The sequence below is a fragment of the Pseudoalteromonas sp. NZS71_1 genome (assembly GCF_015864305.1).
Taxonomy (GTDB): Bacteria; Pseudomonadota; Gammaproteobacteria; order Enterobacterales; family Alteromonadaceae; genus Pseudoalteromonas; species Pseudoalteromonas arctica.
This window is the reverse complement of sequence record NZ_JADYXM010000001.1, coordinates 636049-652763: the sequence shown is the minus strand read 5'-3', so window position 1 is coordinate 652763 and position 16715 is coordinate 636049. Positions and strand designations below refer to the sequence as shown.

Annotated in this window: 14 protein-coding genes; all 14 read left to right on the top strand. The window is 39.3% G+C overall.

Going from position 1 to position 16715, the window contains the following annotated elements; all coding sequences use genetic code 11:
- Window positions 1-4 precede the first annotated feature (4 nt).
- The 14 genes from tagF (at window position 5) to I6F43_RS02715 (ending at window position 16709) form a co-directional block, all read left to right on the top strand.
- Window positions 5-997, top strand: coding sequence for a type VI secretion system-associated protein TagF (tagF, locus tag I6F43_RS02780; RefSeq protein ID WP_007584486.1), 993 nt, complete (start codon window positions 5-7; stop codon window positions 995-997).
- Window positions 994-2565, top strand: coding sequence for a TssA family type VI secretion system protein (locus I6F43_RS02775; protein WP_169044736.1), 1572 nt, complete (start codon window positions 994-996; stop codon window positions 2563-2565). Before tagF ends, I6F43_RS02775 begins: the two co-directional genes overlap by 4 nt.
- 76 nt (window positions 2566-2641) lie before the next feature.
- Entirely contained in the window at window positions 2642-3163 is a 522-nt protein-coding gene (gene tssB / locus I6F43_RS02770) for a type VI secretion system contractile sheath small subunit (protein ID WP_170071214.1), read from the top strand.
- A 10-nt stretch (window positions 3164-3173) separates the two neighbouring features.
- Entirely contained in the window at window positions 3174-4700 is a 1527-nt protein-coding gene (gene tssC, locus I6F43_RS02765; RefSeq protein ID WP_024594497.1) for a type VI secretion system contractile sheath large subunit, read from the top strand.
- A 245-nt stretch (window positions 4701-4945) separates the two neighbouring features.
- Entirely contained in the window at window positions 4946-5431 is a 486-nt protein-coding gene (locus I6F43_RS02760; RefSeq protein WP_007584479.1) for an Hcp family type VI secretion system effector, read from the top strand.
- A 56-nt stretch (window positions 5432-5487) separates the two neighbouring features.
- Window positions 5488-5895 carry a type VI secretion system baseplate subunit TssE gene (tssE, locus tag I6F43_RS02755; RefSeq protein WP_007584478.1) on the top strand — a complete coding sequence of 136 codons (408 nt, stop codon included), beginning with the start codon at window positions 5488-5490 and terminating at the stop codon, window positions 5893-5895.
- 21 nt (window positions 5896-5916) lie between these two features.
- On the top strand, window positions 5917-7635 hold the full coding sequence (gene tssF, locus I6F43_RS02750) for a type VI secretion system baseplate subunit TssF (RefSeq protein WP_024592018.1): 1719 nt from the start codon (window positions 5917-5919) through the stop codon (window positions 7633-7635).
- Entirely contained in the window at window positions 7632-8615 is a 984-nt protein-coding gene (gene tssG / locus I6F43_RS02745) for a type VI secretion system baseplate subunit TssG (RefSeq protein ID WP_007584475.1), read from the top strand. Before tssF ends, tssG begins: the two co-directional genes overlap by 4 nt.
- 18 nt (window positions 8616-8633) lie before the next feature.
- Complete coding sequence (gene tssH / locus I6F43_RS02740; RefSeq protein ID WP_197100872.1) at window positions 8634-11369, top strand: type VI secretion system ATPase TssH; 2736 nt, start codon at window positions 8634-8636, stop codon at window positions 11367-11369.
- Window positions 11370-11394: 25 nt separating this feature from the next.
- Window positions 11395-13416, top strand: a complete 2022-nt coding sequence (locus tag I6F43_RS02735) for a type VI secretion system Vgr family protein (protein ID WP_024594499.1) — start codon at window positions 11395-11397, stop codon at window positions 13414-13416.
- A gap of 17 nt (window positions 13417-13433) precedes the next feature.
- Entirely contained in the window at window positions 13434-13850 is a 417-nt protein-coding gene (locus I6F43_RS02730) for a hypothetical protein (protein ID WP_007584469.1), read from the top strand.
- Between the two features lie 4 nt (window positions 13851-13854).
- Window positions 13855-15015 (top strand): hypothetical protein, encoded by a 1161-nt coding sequence (locus I6F43_RS02725; protein ID WP_024594501.1) that lies wholly within the window; start codon window positions 13855-13857, stop codon window positions 15013-15015.
- A complete protein-coding gene (locus tag I6F43_RS02720; RefSeq protein ID WP_197100863.1) occupies window positions 15005-16036 on the top strand; it encodes a DUF2169 family type VI secretion system accessory protein in 1032 nt (343 codons plus the stop codon). The genes I6F43_RS02725 and I6F43_RS02720 overlap by 11 nt, the downstream gene beginning before the upstream one ends.
- Window positions 16026-16709, top strand: a complete 684-nt coding sequence (locus tag I6F43_RS02715; protein WP_231613997.1) for a hypothetical protein — start codon at window positions 16026-16028, stop codon at window positions 16707-16709. Before I6F43_RS02720 ends, I6F43_RS02715 begins: the two co-directional genes overlap by 11 nt.
- The last annotated feature ends 6 nt before the right edge of the window (window positions 16710-16715 follow it).

Genomic DNA, 16715 nt, shown 5'->3' with positions numbered 1-16715 from the left:
AGCAATGTTTAATTTATTTACTAAAAAGAAAACACCGACACTGGTTAAGCAACACAGCTTTGGTTTTATGGGTAAAACACCGATAAGACCAGACTTTGTAAAGCTTAATATTTCATCTAGAGAATCGGTTGGATTTGATCATTGGTTGCAAGAGGGCTTTGCACATTTAAACCGTGGTAGAAAAACAACGGATACAAGCCACCTGAATGGAACTAAGTCGTTGTTCTTTATATCTGGCAATGCGGATGATGGTGGTTTACTTGGCGTTTTGCAGCCAAGTAAAGATAGCAGTGGTCGTTTTTACCCATTTAGCTCTTTTGTACATAGTGGGCTTGATACATATAAGCGACATCCTGCTTTTCTATTTTTATTTGCAAGCCAAGTAATAGAGCACCTTTTAGGTGTAAATGAAAATATTAAACAAGCTGCCAGTATTAATGAAATGGAGCAAAAAGCACAAGATTATAACCGTGTAGCTGATGCACTTAAACAGCAACCAAATTTAACTCTAGAGCTTGATAAACTTAGAACTATTCCGATGAGCGTTTTTTGGCAGCATTTAGGCTTGAACGATATTGCTAAAAGAGCAATTTTAATTGAAGAGCTATCAGCTGTGCTTAAATCTATCGCTAATAGAGGGTGTTTAAGAAGTCAGTTTGGTATTCGCCTACCAATGCCTAGTTTTAGTCATGAAAGTGCCTTAGTTGCCGGGTTTTGGTTGCACTTAGTTGCATCTATGGTGGCAGATCATAATTGGCAGCCTTGGTTTTTTTATCAGTTAGGTGATGAGAATCAAGCGCCTAGTTTAACTATTTTTTGTAGGCCTATTCCAGCGTCATACTTTAATAGTGTGTGGGAATACGATAAAAAAACAAACGATATTGTTGATCTATGTAATTTAAAAGTAGAAAAACAGCCGTCTTCACAAACACTTAATTTTGCTGATATGGATAACGTGAGTGTTTACGATGCACTTCGTCGTTGGTGTAAATCATGAGTAATAAAGCGCCGCATACACATACCACCTGGATTGAATGGCTTGAAGCATTAAGTGCTCCTTTGCCGGGGAACAAGTGTGGAGAAGATTTAAAATATGAAGAAACATTTAAAGCATTAAAAGCATCTTCATCAGGAGTGGGGGAAGTTGACTTTAAAGTGATGTTTATACAAGCATCAGATTTACTCAACACTCAAAGTAAAGATTTACGCATAGTAAGTTATTTAGCACTAGCTGCAACAAGTGAGTTTGGGGTTACAGGTTTAACGCATACATTATTGTTATTTAATCGTTTGTTGACTACTTATACGGATGAGGTACACCCACTAAAAGCCAGAATGCGCGCTGCAGTTAATACATGGTTTTTACAACAGCAAGAACGTTTAAAGGGTGTAGCCCAAGGGCATAATACAAACGCTGAACAATGGCCTGAACTTATAGCTGCCTTGACTCAATACAACGAGCAGTGTGTTGCGTTATTAGACAACGAATCTGGCCCTCTATCGACTTTGAATGAGTGGGCTAAAGAACAAGAAAAACGAAACCCAGTGCCTGTAGCTGAACCAGAGCAAGAAGAAAAAGCGATTAGCACAGAGCAAAAATTAGCTGAGAATTCAGCTGTGACGGCTCCAAAATCAGAAACTAATAATTCGGCACCAGCCGCAGTTGCTAGCCAGGTTAGTATTGGTAATGCTGATATTGCCTCAGATACAGCGTATTTAAGTGCGGTTAGGCAGCTACTTAACTTTGATAAAGAACAAAATAACATTGAACGAGTAATAAAGTTATCGCGAGCTGCACGTTGGACAAGATTGGCATTACCGGCTAACGAAAATGGAAAAACGCGTTTACCCGCTCCTAGAGCTGCAGCATTTGCTCCAATTGAAAATGCATTGGCAAGTGAGCAACCTGAACAAGCTTTAAATTTAGCCGAAGGGTTGTTTATGGAAGGGGCTATGCAATTTAATTTAAATCTCCAAGTGCTTAGTTTAAATGCATTAAAAAAATTAAATAAATTGCCGCTTGTTCATTGGCTTGAGCAACAATTAGTTAATTTAAATGAGCAGTTTCCTGCTTTAGTTTCCCTACAGTATGACGATGGAAGTCCGTTGTGTTCATCTGTAAATAAAGAGTTTTTAAAAGAGTTATCACATTCTGCAAAAACAGAGTCTGTTAGCTCTCAAAGTAGTGCGTTTGATGAGCAGTATAGCGAGTTAATACAAGACGTCGAAAAAGGGCAGTTATCGACGGCATTAATTAAAGTCGATCAAATAAATATTTTAAACGATTTTGATAAAGCTCAAGCGCAATTATTAAAGGCAAAATTATTAATAAAAGCTGAGCATTACGAACATGCTTTAGCATTATTAAACGTGTTACTAAAACAAATAAAAGCGCATGACTTAGCGCAATGGCAACAATGTTTTTGCATGGAAGTATGGCGATTTTCCAAGCAGTGTTATGCAAGTTTGTCACAAACGCCAGAAGATGAAATGAGTTTAGCTGCTAAACATATTAGTCAGCAAATGATGGTAACTAACCCTGCACAAGCATTAGCGTGGGTTTAGTTACAAGGGCTTGACTAATATGTCGAGGTTTAATTGGAATTGAGTCGGTAGATAACCAAACTGCAAAGGAAAAAACATGAGTGATACATTTCAAAAAGAGATCCCCAGAGCTCGGATCAATATTTCGTTAGAGCTTGATACAGATGGCGCTTCGCAAAAAAGTGAATTGCCATTAAAAATGCTAGTAATTGGTGACTACTCAAATGGTCAAAATAGCCAAGAACTATCTGAGCGTGAGCGCGTAACAATTAATAAAAATAATATTGAGCAAGTGCTTAAAGATATGGCGCCTAAAGCGAACTTTCAGGTAGCAAATAAAATTAAAGGTGACGGCGAAATTAGCGTAAACCTTGAGTTTGATTCTTTTAAATCGTTTGACCCAGAATCAGTTGCTTCTCAAGTGCCAGAGCTTAATAAAATGATGGCTATGCGTAATTTACTTCGCGACCTTAAATCTAATTTATTAGATAACTCATCACTTCGTAAAGAATTAGAGCGTGTATTACAAAATCAGCCAGAGCTAGATGAGTTAAAAGCTAAACTGGATGAAATTGCGCCGCTGGCTTCTGAAGATGAAAAACAACCAATAACTGAATAAGGAGATTACCATGTCAATGCAAGAACAATTAAATGTTGCCGCGCATACCACGGAGCAAGCTCCTTTATCTACTTATGAAAATATATGTGGAATGGTTGATATTTCTCCAGTTTCAGATGAAATCAAACTTGATTCATTTAGAGATGCAAGCAACCTAGCTGAAACTCGTGCAAATGAGCGCTTAACAGCAGCTATAAATGTATTTTTAGATATGGCTAGCAGTAGTGGCCAAGAAGTAACGCGAATTGATAAATTACTTTTAGACGATTACATCGCAAAAGTAGACATTATTATTTCTCAGCAGTTAGACCAAATTTTACATCATCCAAATTTTCAAAAAATGGAATCAGCATGGCGCTCGTTACGCTACTTAATTAGCCGTACGCCTAACAACGCTAATATTAAAATAGAAATGCTTGATGTAGATAAAGAAACTCTAAGAGATGATTTTGAAGAGGCGCCTGATACAACGCAATCTGCACTATACAAGCATGTATATACTTCAGATTACGATACGCCAGGTGGTGAGCCAGTATCTACAATGGTTTCGAACTTTGAATTTGATTGTTCGGCACCCGATGTATCGTTACTGCAAGAAATATCTCGTGTATCTGCGGCAGCGCATTGTCCGTTTATGGGCAGTGTTGGTCCTAAGTTTTTTCTTAAAGACTCATTGGAAGAAGTGTCTAAAATCCAAGATTTGGGTTCTTACATGGAACGCGCTGAGTTCCTTCGTTGGAAAAACTTCCGTGAATCAGAAGACTCTCGTTACATTGGTTTAGCATTCCCACGCTTTTTACTACGTCTGCCTTACGGTGAGACAAATCCTCTTCGTAACTTTAATTACCAAGAAGATGTAAGTGCGCAGCATCATGAACGTTATTTGTGGGGTAATGCAACATTTGCATTTGCTGCAAATATCATCCGTAGTTTCCATGATAATGGTTGGGCTGTAAATATTCGTGGGCCGCAATCAGGTGGTAAAGTCGATAATCTTCCGCTGCATTCATTTGAAGCTGGTAAAGGTGTAGAAACTAAAATACCGACTGAAGTACTGATTTCTGAAACTAAAGAACTTGAATTTGCTAATCAAGGTTTTATACCGCTTAGTTATTATAAAAATTCAGATTTTGCATGTTTCTTTTCAGCTAATAGTGCCCAAAAACCGCAGGTTTTTGAAACAAATGAAGCAACAGCTAATGCAAGAATTAACTCACGCTTACCATATATTTTCTTAGTATCGCGTATTGCGCATTACTTAAAGGTTTTACAACGTGAAAATATTGGTTCAAGCAAACCTCGTCATGAATTAGAGCAGCAGCTTAATGATTGGCTTGGCGCATTAGTAACTAAAATGAACAACCCAGATGAATCTCTTATTGCTACGCATCCACTAAAAGATGCAAAAGTGACTGTAGCAGAAATTCCAGGTAACCCTGGTTACTACAGAGTAAGTACGTACATTGTTCCTCATTTCCAAGTTGAAGGGATTGATGTTCGTTTAGCGCTAGTAGGGCAAATGCCTGGCGAAAAATGAACTGCTACGCCGCCAATGAAACGGATTTAAGTACTATCAAATGCGTCTATTTGGTGAGTAGTTGGCAGGTGTACATAAAGGATTAAGACTTATAGTCTAAAAAATTGCCCCAAGTTGGTTGCATCCAACTTGGGACATATTCCCCAGTGGCATGAAGCAGAGGGCTTTTTGGGGGGCATAAATATTACTGTTTATGCCAATGCCAACTAACAGGAAACACTTCATTCTAAAAGGAGAATAATGAAATGGCAATTCCAGCGTACATGTGGTTAAAGGATGACCAAGGTAATGACATCAAAGGTTCTGTAACTGTTGCAGAGCGTGAAGGTTCAATTGAGATCCTACACTTTGATCATGAACTTCGTATTCCTACGGATAACGATACAGGTGAACTTACAGGTACTCGTAAGCATGAACCTTTTGTAATTACAAAAGCTGTTGATGCGGCTACGCCGTACTTGTACAAAGCGTGTTCAAACGGTCAAACACTTAAGCAATTAGAGCTTAAATGGTACCGTATTGATGACACAGGGACTGAGCGTGAATATTTCTGCCACAAGTTGGAAGATGTAAAGATCACTTCGATCTCACCAACAATGCATAACGTTAAAGACTTAGACAAGGAGCGTTACCCGCACCTTGAAACAGTTTGTCTACGTTACAAACGCATTACTTGGACTTACTTAGATGGCAACATCGAGTTCTCTGACTCTTGGACTGAAGGTCGTTAATTAGTCAGTAATTTTGAAGGATATGCGCAAGCATATCCTTTTATTGAGATCTAAATATGGCGTTATTCGATTTTTTAACTCAACCAGTTACACGCAATGGTCATCATGGTTTTCAAACTGATGAGCAAGTCAGTGTGTGCAAGCATTTAAATGAGCTTTTAAATGCAAGAAGAGGAGTGCTGAAGCACTTGTCTGACTATGGTTTGCCCGATGTAGAAGATATTTACGAGGGGTTACCATACTCACAACACACGTTAGCGTTTGAGGTTAAAAAATTGATAGAAAAGTACGAACCACGCGTACGATATGCAAATGTAACACCTGTTGAAATTAAAGAAGATAATTGTGTAATAAGGCTAGATATTCAAGCTTTTTTAACGAGCGGGCAAAGTATCAAGTTAAATACCCGTTTTGAATCTGGCGGTAAAGCAGACGTTATACAACATGCAAAAAACACTAACTAATGTTATTTAAAGGATTGATGAATGCAGCAATATTTTGATGCACAAATGCGCTTGTTAACCCAAGCTGGTAAGCAGTTTGCTCAGTTTTATCCTGAGCATGCAGGAATGCTTAACATTGATGCATTAAAAGATAGAGACCCTCATATTGAGCGCTTATTAGAAGGCGTAGCGTATTTAACTGCCCATACTCAAAAGCGTTTAGATGAGTCAGTACCTGAAGTTTCAGAGCAAGTGCTGCGTCAACTGTGTCCAATACTCCTAAGTTATTATCCTTCTAGTACTGTGGTGCAATTTAAGCCTAAATTGGCTATGCAAAAAACACACACTATTTTAAAAGGTTTACAGCTTAATCCGCCTAAAGCAAAGGCCGATAATAAAAAAATAATTTTTAGCACAACTCACGGTTTAGACGTTGTCCCATTAGATGTTGAGCATGTTCGATATCAAGAGTCGCACTTAGGTGCAGAGCTACGAATAGGGCTTAAGTTTGTATGCCAAGGTGAACGAAGTAATTTTGATTTATCTAAACTAAACTTTTATTTACGTGGCGATACACCATTATGCAGTGCTTTATTTCAATTATTAAAAACACCTAATAAACAAGCAGAACTTGATTTTGGTGCTAACCATTTTGAGTTCAATAAAAAGTTAAAAGCAAAAGGTTGCAGCGCTACTTATTTAGATATAGATGGCGCTTTACTGCCTAGCGCGGCTAAAAGCCATCCTGGATATGCACTTTTACTTGATTATTTTAATGCAAAAGATAGGTTTTATTTTTTAACATTTGATGGTTTAAAAGACGAAGAGTTTCCTGAACATATTGACCGTTTTGAAATCGTATTTAGGGGGGATAATAAATTACCGCCGGGTCATCAGTTAAGTAAAGAGAACATTTTAATCAATTGCGTGCCAGCAGTTAATTTATTTAGCCAAGCTGCAGAGCCAATTAAAATAGAGCCAAACAGAACTGATTATATGATAAGTGCAGATCAGGCACGTTTTGACCACGTTTTTAGTTATACGGTAGATGCAGTTGCAGGTCGAAACTCTATAACCGGGCAATCGTATGATTACACTCCTCGTTATCAAAGCGTATTTGAAGACGAAAAAAAGCTATTTACTGTGCTCACAAAAGACGTAGGTGCAGCAGCCCCGACTCATTATTTACAACTTCCTTTTAATTTAGAAGATGAAAAAGAAACTCTATCAGTTGATTTAACTTCTTTTAATGCAGGTTGGCCTCGTCAGCTTTTGCAAGAGGGAGACTTGAACGAAGGCGGAAAAGACATGCCGAGCATCGTTGAGGTTAAAAATGTTATACGGCCAACTAATTATTTAGCATGTCCAAGTCAGCCAAAACACTGGCAGCTTATTAGCTTATTAAATGTAAAGTTTTCACAAATTACGCAAGTTACAGAACTAAAAAGATTACTAGTGTTATTTGATTGGTCTAATAAAGCTGAGAATCGATTACGAATTGAAAGCATTTTAAAAATAACAGCAACGCCAATCAGCCAAATTAAACGCGGAATATTTATTAAAGGTGTTGATGTACTTATTGATATTGATGAAAGTAAATTTGTTGGTGATGCTGATTTATATCATTTTTGTAATGTATTACATGAATTCTTTTTAATGTATGCCCCTATAAATGAAAGCGTACAAACGCGTGTTAATGCAATTCCTAGTTATAAATCGTGGAGTTGGGATATTGAACCGGGTAAGAGTTATCAGCTATGAGTTACGCTGATAAAAATCATGCGCACCCAGTTTGGTCTAAGTTACCCGCGCCAATAGAACTACTTATTGAGCAGCCTTGGCGGTTTAACTTATTTAAAGCGATGAGCTTAATAGAAAAACATTGGGCCGCACCTCAAGAGCTAGAGCAAGGGATTAGTAACAGAGTTGTTTTTAAACCTTTTAAAGAGCTTGGTTTTCCGGCTACTGATGTACGCGAATGTGTATTAGAGAATGATGGCAGAGGAAGATTAAGCTTATCGACCTCTTTTTTAGGTTTGTATGGTGTGGATGCACCCATGCCACACTATGTATTAGAGCAAGCAGCAAGTGATGAGCAAAGCGGTGACCGCGTTCGTCAGTTTTTAGATATATTTAATCATGTACTTTATTGCCAACTTTTTCAGGCCTGGAAAAAGTCGCAAATTAATATAGCAGGCAGAGGCGCGAGCCAATTTGATGGGTTAGTTGAATCTATTTTACTGGGAAAAACTGATCAAAAAATTCAGTGTGGTATTGCAAGTTTAAAGCAAACTAGCGCTGCTGGCTTAGCGCAGCTTCTTAAACATAGTTTAAATATAGACACGCTAAAAGTTGACGACACACGAGCAAATTGGCAAAAAATAGATACACCAAGTTCAATCGGCGAAGAAAACCAAATGGTTTTAGGCAGCTCTGCAGTACTTGGAACGAAGGTATTAGTTAGCGGAAGTATTTTAACAATAGATATAGGTCCAGTTAATAGTGATACAGCCATGAGTTTAACGCCAAGAAGCGAAGAAGGTATAAAAATGGCTGCACTTCTGACTGCGCATTTACCAAGTAATGTAGAGTGGGTTTGCCAAATAAAAGTAGCTAATGAGGCTGTTGCCGAACAAGCTTTAGGTCAGCAACCGCTAGTACTTGGACATAATTCATATTTAGGGGCCGCAGCTGCAAATACAACAACACATAGCTACAGCCATCAACAGTATAAACACTAAGGAATTAAGGATAAAAAAATGGATGCTAAAGGCATAAAACAACTCATAGATAAATTAAATGGCCACACCGCAACAGCACTTGAATCAGCAGCTGGATTTGCGAGTAGTCGTAGTCATTTTGAAGTGCTTCCTGAGCATTTACTTATTAAGTTAATGGAAGAAGGAAGTAATGGTGACCTTGAGCACATTTTTCATTTCTTTAATATTAATCAAGACAAAGTATGGCATGAGCTATTAGACTTTTTAAATAGACAGCCTGCCGGTAATCAAAGTAAGCCTACATTTTCTCGTCGTTTATACGAATGGCTAGAGCGTGCATGGTTAAGTGCTAATGTTCAGCATAAAAGTGATTTTATAACAGGTGCTGCGCTTATTGATTCATTAACAGAGTTATTACCTTACAGCCCTGTACTTCAACTACCTGCTTTACTAGATAAAATAGATTCACGCTTTTTAGCTGAAAATTTAGATAAAATTTGTCAGCAATCTTCAGAGCGTTTAAACCCAGTAGCTAAATCAAAGTCTGCAAATCAAGCAGATTCATCGCACGGTACAGCTGCGCTTGATGAGTACTGTGAAGATTTAACTGAAAAAGCAAAACAGGGTAAAATCGACCCGGTTCTCGGTCGTAATGACGAAATTCGTATGATGGTCGATGTGTTATGCCGTCGAAGAAAAAATAACCCTATTTTAGTGGGCGACCCAGGTGTAGGTAAAACAGCAGTCGTTGAAGGTTTTGCCCAGCGTATAATTGATGGCCAAGTACCAAGTGACCTGCAAGGCGTACGCTTATTGGTGCTTGATATGGGGTTATTGCAAGCAGGTGCCGGCGTTAAAGGTGAGTTTGAGCGCCGCTTAAAAACAGTAATAGATGAAGTTAAAAATTCAACAACGCCAATAATTATGTTTATCGATGAAGCGCACACTTTAATTGGTGCCGGTGGCGATGCGGGCATGAGTGATGCGGCTAATTTATTAAAGCCAGCATTAGCACGCGGAGAATTAAGAACCGTTGCTGCTACAACATGGAGCGAGTATAAAAAGTATTTTGAACGTGATGCCGCTCTAGAGCGCCGTTTTCAGCTTATTAAAGTGGATGAGCCAACAGAGCAAGCGGCTCAATTAATGCTTGCAGGCTTAAAAGATAAATATCAAGAGCATCATAATATTCAAATTACGGATGACGCTATAGAAGCTGCTGTCGTTTTATCGTCGCGCTATATAACAGGTCGCCAATTACCAGACAAAGCTATTGATGTATTAGACACCGCAGCGGCAAGAGTACGTATGTCGTTTGCTACAGACCCAGCTGCCATTGAGTCTGAGCGTGAGCACATTAATTACTTAGAAACCAGAATCAATAGCCTCAATGTAGAGCTAGGACAAGGTTTAGTTGTTGATAAAGATAAGCTTACCCATTTAGTTGAAGAGCTGGTTATTGCACAAAATAAATTGGCGCAACTTACTCACTCGCGTGAATCTCAAATTTCGACTTTGAGTCAAATTAACGAGATAAAGCAGGCAACTGATCAAGAGCTTGATAGCGAATCATTGCTGACACTTCGCCAATCACTAAAAGAGCAAAATACACAAGACAACGGCTTATTTAGTGAAGTAGACGGCGATGCTGTTGCGCAAATTATTTCACAGTGGACCGGTGTGCCTGTAGGGGCCATGGTAAAAGATCAGATTAGTAATTTAATTAATCTTGAAGCCACAATTAGCCAAGAAGTTATAGGGCAGCAGGCTGGACTCGCTAAAATAGCGCAAACACTAAGAGTGAGTAAAGCCGGCGTAAGCAACGATGAAGGCCCGCTAGGCGTATTTTTACTAGCTGGTCCATCGGGCGTGGGTAAAACAGAAACGGCGCGTTGTTTAGCAAAACAGTTATTTGGTGGCGATAAGTTCTTAACTACAATTAACATGAGCGAATATCAAGAGTCGCACACCGTATCGCAACTTAAAGGTTCACCACCAGGGTACGTTGGCTATGGTGAAGGTGGTGTGTTAACCGAAGCGGTAAGACAGCGTCCATATTCAGTAATTTTACTTGATGAAGTTGAAAAAGCGCACAAAGATGTAATGAACATGTTTTACCAAGTGTTTGAGCGCGGCACCATGCGTGACGGTGAAGGACGTGAAATAGACTTTAAAAATACTGTAATTATCATGACATCTAATTTAGGCTCAGCAGAGTTAATCGATGCATGTACACCGCCTACAGTTATAGACCTAAGTCCTCAAGATGACGAGGAAGAACAGGTACAGCAAAGCGAGCAAGAAGCAGCTATTAACGAAGCGCTAAATCCAACGCAAGCACCTATTAATGAAGACGGAACGCCTTGGAAAGTACCATCAATCGGTGCGCTGACAGATTTAATTAAGCCGCAGTTACTTGCTTTTTTTGCGCCTGCTTTACTTGCCCGTATGCAAGTTATACCTTACTTAGCGCTTGATTCAGAAGCACTGCAATCTATCGTCAGCTTGAAACTTGAAGCTATTGCCACACGTTTGCACGAAAACCACAAAATGCAGCTACGAGTAGATGCCAGTGTTTTAGAAAAGCTGACTACTCAGTGTACGCTTTCAGATAGTGGTGCACGTATGGTGAACGCGGTTATAGAGCAGCAAATACTTCCTGGTATCGCTAAATCAATTTTAGAGTTTATGGCAGAAGAAGACATGCCTGATATTTTAACGCTGGCCGTTGACGAACAAGACGAAATTACGGCGACATTTGCAGATAACGCTTAAATAAAAGGATGTAAAAATGGGATTCATGGACATATTTAACGAGCTCAAGGCAAATAAGAGTCACTTTAGTGTTGCTATACAGGGCATGCCTGACGGGATGGTCTATGTAACTGACTTTGAGTCTAGGGACGATCGTTTATGTGAAGACTATGAATTTAAAATCCAAGTATTGAGCCCTGAGCATCTAACATCTGAAATGCTAATAGGCAAAGATGTATCGTTATCACTAGTGTGGTCAATGTTAGATCGTACTATTTCAGGGTTAATTAGTGGTTTTATAGCGCATGGTCAAAGTCATCAGGGGTATCACTATACTTTGATCATGAGTTCTCATTTAACATTACTTAAGCATCAGCATTCTAACCGTGTATTTACTGCTATGGATGCAGGTAAAATTATTTCGAGTGTGTTTGAAAAAGCAGGTTTCCCTGCGCAAAAGTTAAATGTACAAGCAAGCTCAACCATGCTCGATATGACCGTGCAATACAACGAAACTGATTACGAATTTGTAACACGCTTAATGCGTAAGCACGGTTTTGTGTACAGCTTTGTAGAGCAAACTAGTGGTGAATGTACATTGTATATTTGCAATGATTCTAATGGTATAGCGCAAGAGTTTGATGAAATAAACCTAAGCTATGTACCGCCATCTGGGCAAGTAAGAACGAGTGAGTCAATTTTTGCTATAAGCAGGCAGGCCCAATTATTTCCGCAAAGTACACACTTAGATGATTACAACTACCAAGCTCCGGGTAATTTGCAAGTTTCAAAAAATAACAGTGCGTCAGTTATTGGTTTTGGTGAAGATAGTCATTACGGTGATAATTACGGGCAATCAAACGAAGGGCAAGACTTAGCAACTATCAGACAGCAAGCGTTTGATTGCCAACGTGAGCAAATAATAATAGACACAGACTGCAGGGCGCTTCGCCCTGGTATGCGTTTAAATATTTATGACCATCCAGAGCATGATGGTCAGTATTTAGTGACGCGTGTAGAGCACAAAGGTAGCCAAAGTGCTTCGGTTGAATACGGCTCTAATGTAAAGGGCTTAACGTATAAAAACCAAGCTTATTTAATTAGTGTTAACCAGCCTTATAAAGCTCCATTACGCCCAGCGAGACGTGTGTTTGCAACGTTTAATGCATTAATTGAGCAAGAAATTGATGACAAAGGTAACTACGTAGTAAAACTACCGTTTAATCAAGATGGAGAAGGCCAAGAAAGCCGTCCTACACGTTTAATGCAACCTTACGGTGGCAGCGGGCACGGTATGCATTTTCCACTAACTCAAGGTACAGAAGTGCTCGTTTGTGGTGAAAATGGTGATTTAGACAGGCCTATAATTTTAGGCGCGCTTTATAATGAAAATGCACCAAACCCTGTTACAAGCGAAAACCCAACTGAAAACAAATTAGTAACTAAAGCTGGGCACAGCTTTGTAATGGATGACAAAAAAGGCGAAGAGAAGATAAGCCTTGCCAATAAAAACAATAAAAACCAATTAATACTCGATGCAACAAATGGTGCGCACCAGGCAATGTTAAAGTCTGTTGATGGTGATGTTAAAATTTCAGCGAAAGAAAACCTACAGTTTGTTGCCGAGAACGACGCAAATTTTACAGTCGCTAATAATTTTACAACCCGAGTAGAAAACAATCTGCAAATTCAAACCCGCGAGGGAGATATTACAGTTACCTCGGCTGCGGATTTAACTCTAAACTCAGCCTCAAATAGTCGTATTCAAGCGACTGACGGTAACTTAGAGCTCACAGCAACTGATGAGCTTAAAATGCAAGCACGACAAGATATTAGCGTTTACTCGGTAGACGGCAACCTTGAGCTACAAGCACCTCAAGGTGATTTAGAATTAAACAGTGGTAAAAATATTACTATAAAAGCAAATGGACAGGGTTCAATTCAGTTAAGCCAAGGTGGCGCAAGTATAGAAATTGATGCTGCGGGTAACCTTACAATTGACGCCACTAATATAACGTTAAGTGCCACTAATATAGCAATCAAAGGCAGTGCAATTAGTAATAACTAAGTTAAAGGAGTAATTTAATGAACGCTAAAGTTAAAAGTATATTTAATCACGATCAGCAACTTGCACCTGTAAGTAAAGTCGATGAATTTGGCCGAGTTAAAGGCGTTACAGTAAATAACGACGAACAGAGTGTTGTAGCACAAGCGGCGCACATAACACCATGCCAAGTGGGCGACACAGTACTACTTACCCACACTGCACAAGGCTTTATAGTAACAGGGCTACTTGCAAATGAAGATCAAGCGCCCGCTGCACTCATTAAAAATAGCCAAGGCCACATAACGATTGAAGCTCAGCAAAGTATTAGCCTCCAAACCGCTAAAGGGACGATAGAAGTATTTGCTGATGGCACCATAGTGCTCGAAGGGCGAGATATAACAGCCAATAGCGAGCAAGATCTTACCTTGGCTGGCTGGCCAATTAGGCTTAATTAATACTATGTTTGCTCAAGTCGCTAAGGTTAAGCAGCATCAGCAGCGCTTAACTACTTTATTAAAACACAAACAAAAGCTGCAAGCGCAAGGTGTTTACCCGCTTGCTCGACTCAATGTAATTGAAAGCCAATTACTAAATCATTTATACACACTCAGCGATTTAAAAAGTGATGCACCCACAGATTACTTTGCAGGTAAAAATTTAACACAAGTAAGCCATTTAGCGCTTGATAAATTTATTACCCTTGCGTTAGAAAGCCCAGAGCACCACAGTATCTACGCGCTATTGCTACAAAGTCTTAATTTAAAAAGTGAACTTAACAGCGGCGAAACTTTTTTAGCTTTAAAGTCGAACAAACATTTAAGTTATTACAGTGTATTACAGCACTTACTTGATTATTGGCAGTTAGATGATAATAAAGCACTGCGCAATAGTGTACTCAACGAAAAAGAAGAGCTTGATAGTACCGCGATTACTTTACTTTTTTCACAGCAATTGAGTGAAACAGAGCTAAATAGTGCCATGCTACATGCTAACTTTGATATTGCTTATGCAGCACTCGTGAATGCCTATTGTAATAAAACAAGTAACGTATCTGACATGCTGTTTAAAGTATTTGCCAAAACAAATGATGACGACAAAAAAGCAAAATTACTTGCCCTAGCAGGGCTTACTAACGATCCGCGCTGGGATGAACCTTGCCTACTTTTTTGTAAAGCTAACCCCGGGCTTTGCCAACATGTACTAAGCCACTTTGTATATAAGCGCGCATTGCCTTTATTTATAAATTTAATGGCGCATGGGGTAACTCAAAAACCAGCTTACGCAGCATGGCTAATTATTACTAACAGAGCGCTTGCCCAAGCAAAAAAAGTAACTGTAGTAGAATCAAATAACGAAAAAAACGTACACAGCGGCATAAACCTTGACGATGCAGAGCATGCAAGGCAAGCGTTTGCACTTGTCCCAGGGGATCAATTATTAAACGGCATTAGCTTTGTGTGCAGTAATGCAAAACAAAAATTAAAAATACTTGCAGGTGAAGTTGTGCAACGTGTTGTAGCACCACATTATCCTCTGCAAAAGGCCTGTGGTTTGTACCATGTATTACTGAGCGCCAAACAATGGCAAAGTGTTATAGCGGAGAGCCCAAGTGCTGAATAATTTTTCTCCTTGGCAGGCTAGTTTTTTTGATGGTTGGTTGAGTGACCGTACGCTGGCTAAAGTTGTCCTTGTAAAACAAAACTTTGAATTTGACGAAAAAGGCAATGTAACACCAAACGAGCCCGGACCCGATATTGTTGTAGCCGATGACTACGATGGCGACCCCGCATATACACCACTTAGAGAAGTAAACGAACAAGTCGCCTTTAAGCATGGATTTGAAGTGTATGGCGACTTTACAGCTTACCCGCCTAAAGCCAAACAAGCGCGAGTAATTGAAGTAGAGCTTGGCCTTCATGATAAAACGCAGCCACTATTTAAAAAGCGTTTACGTGTAACTGGCGCACGCTTTTGGAAGCGCTCTTTACTTGGGCCTGTTGCAACTGATCCGAATATTATTGAGCCTACACCCATTAATTACAGCAATGCTTTTGGTGGAAAAGATCTTAACGATGAGTCTAATTATCTGCTTGAAAATCCGATAGGGAGAGGATTTAAGCTTAAAAACAAACAAGCAAAAGGGCAGCAATTACCTTGCATTGAATACGCAAATCAACTACTTCGTAAACCGAGTCATACTACCTCAGTTGCAAGTTTTTCAGCTATACCATCACATTGGTCACCGCGTATCGAACTTATGCCCGACATTGATAAAAAAGCACTTATGGCAGGCAATTATCCTTTTAAAACAGTGCTTGATGAACATTTTAACAATATGGCACCTTTAGATCAGCGAGTAAAAAAAGAGTTTACACAAGGGTGGGCGTTTTCACTTTCAGGGTTATACCCGTTACAAGAATATGGGCAGCATCAGCGAGTTGAGCTTCCATTTGAAGAGCCTATTGTTCAGCTAGTTAACACATTAAACAGACATACAATTAACTTGCGCTGCGATACGTTGGTGATTGATTCTGACGCGCAAAGTTTTTCTTTGTTATGGCGCGGTTATATTGACGCAATACACGTAGGCGCAAATAGCCAGTTAGTCGTGGCAAAAAGGGAAGCTAACAATGAAGTTTGATGTACTTTGCCATATAAATGCTACAGGGTGTACACCAAGCAGCCTATATACAGCTGTTGCAAACCAAATGTTGTTTTCTAAACCGAGTAAAGCATTAATACGGTGTGATATAAGCTTAGATGCCCCCTACATAATGGTAGAAATAGAAGAGCTTGCTCAGCTTGATAGGCAAACCAAGTGCTTATTGTTATTAAGCCAGCTGCTCGAAAATATTGATATTACAACACTTAGAAAAACATCCCGTATAAGTCAAATAGTGTTTGTATTACCACAGGATGAGTTAAACAACCCAGTAATAAGTGACGATACACTCAGTGAGCTTTTAGCTGAGGTGATTTCGCAGCAAGTCCCTGATTTTGAACAAACTACAACGCTTGATTTAAAAAGCATAGCGCCCGATACACTTATAATTGCACTCGACTCTTGCGTTAGCTACCAATACGTAAGCCATCAAGCAAAAAATAACGTGGTGCAAGTGTTAAACGGCCCGCCAGGCATTATTAATGGTGAAGGTGGATGTGTATTACTTACCCATTTACAAGGCACCCTTAGTGCACACCTTTATAATGGCGAATTAAACGAACAGCTCAACCAAGCCGAGGCTTGTGTTAATGATACTTACCTATTTGCAGGAAAGGAGTCGTTAGCATGGCAAAAAAAAATGGTTTGCTAATACACA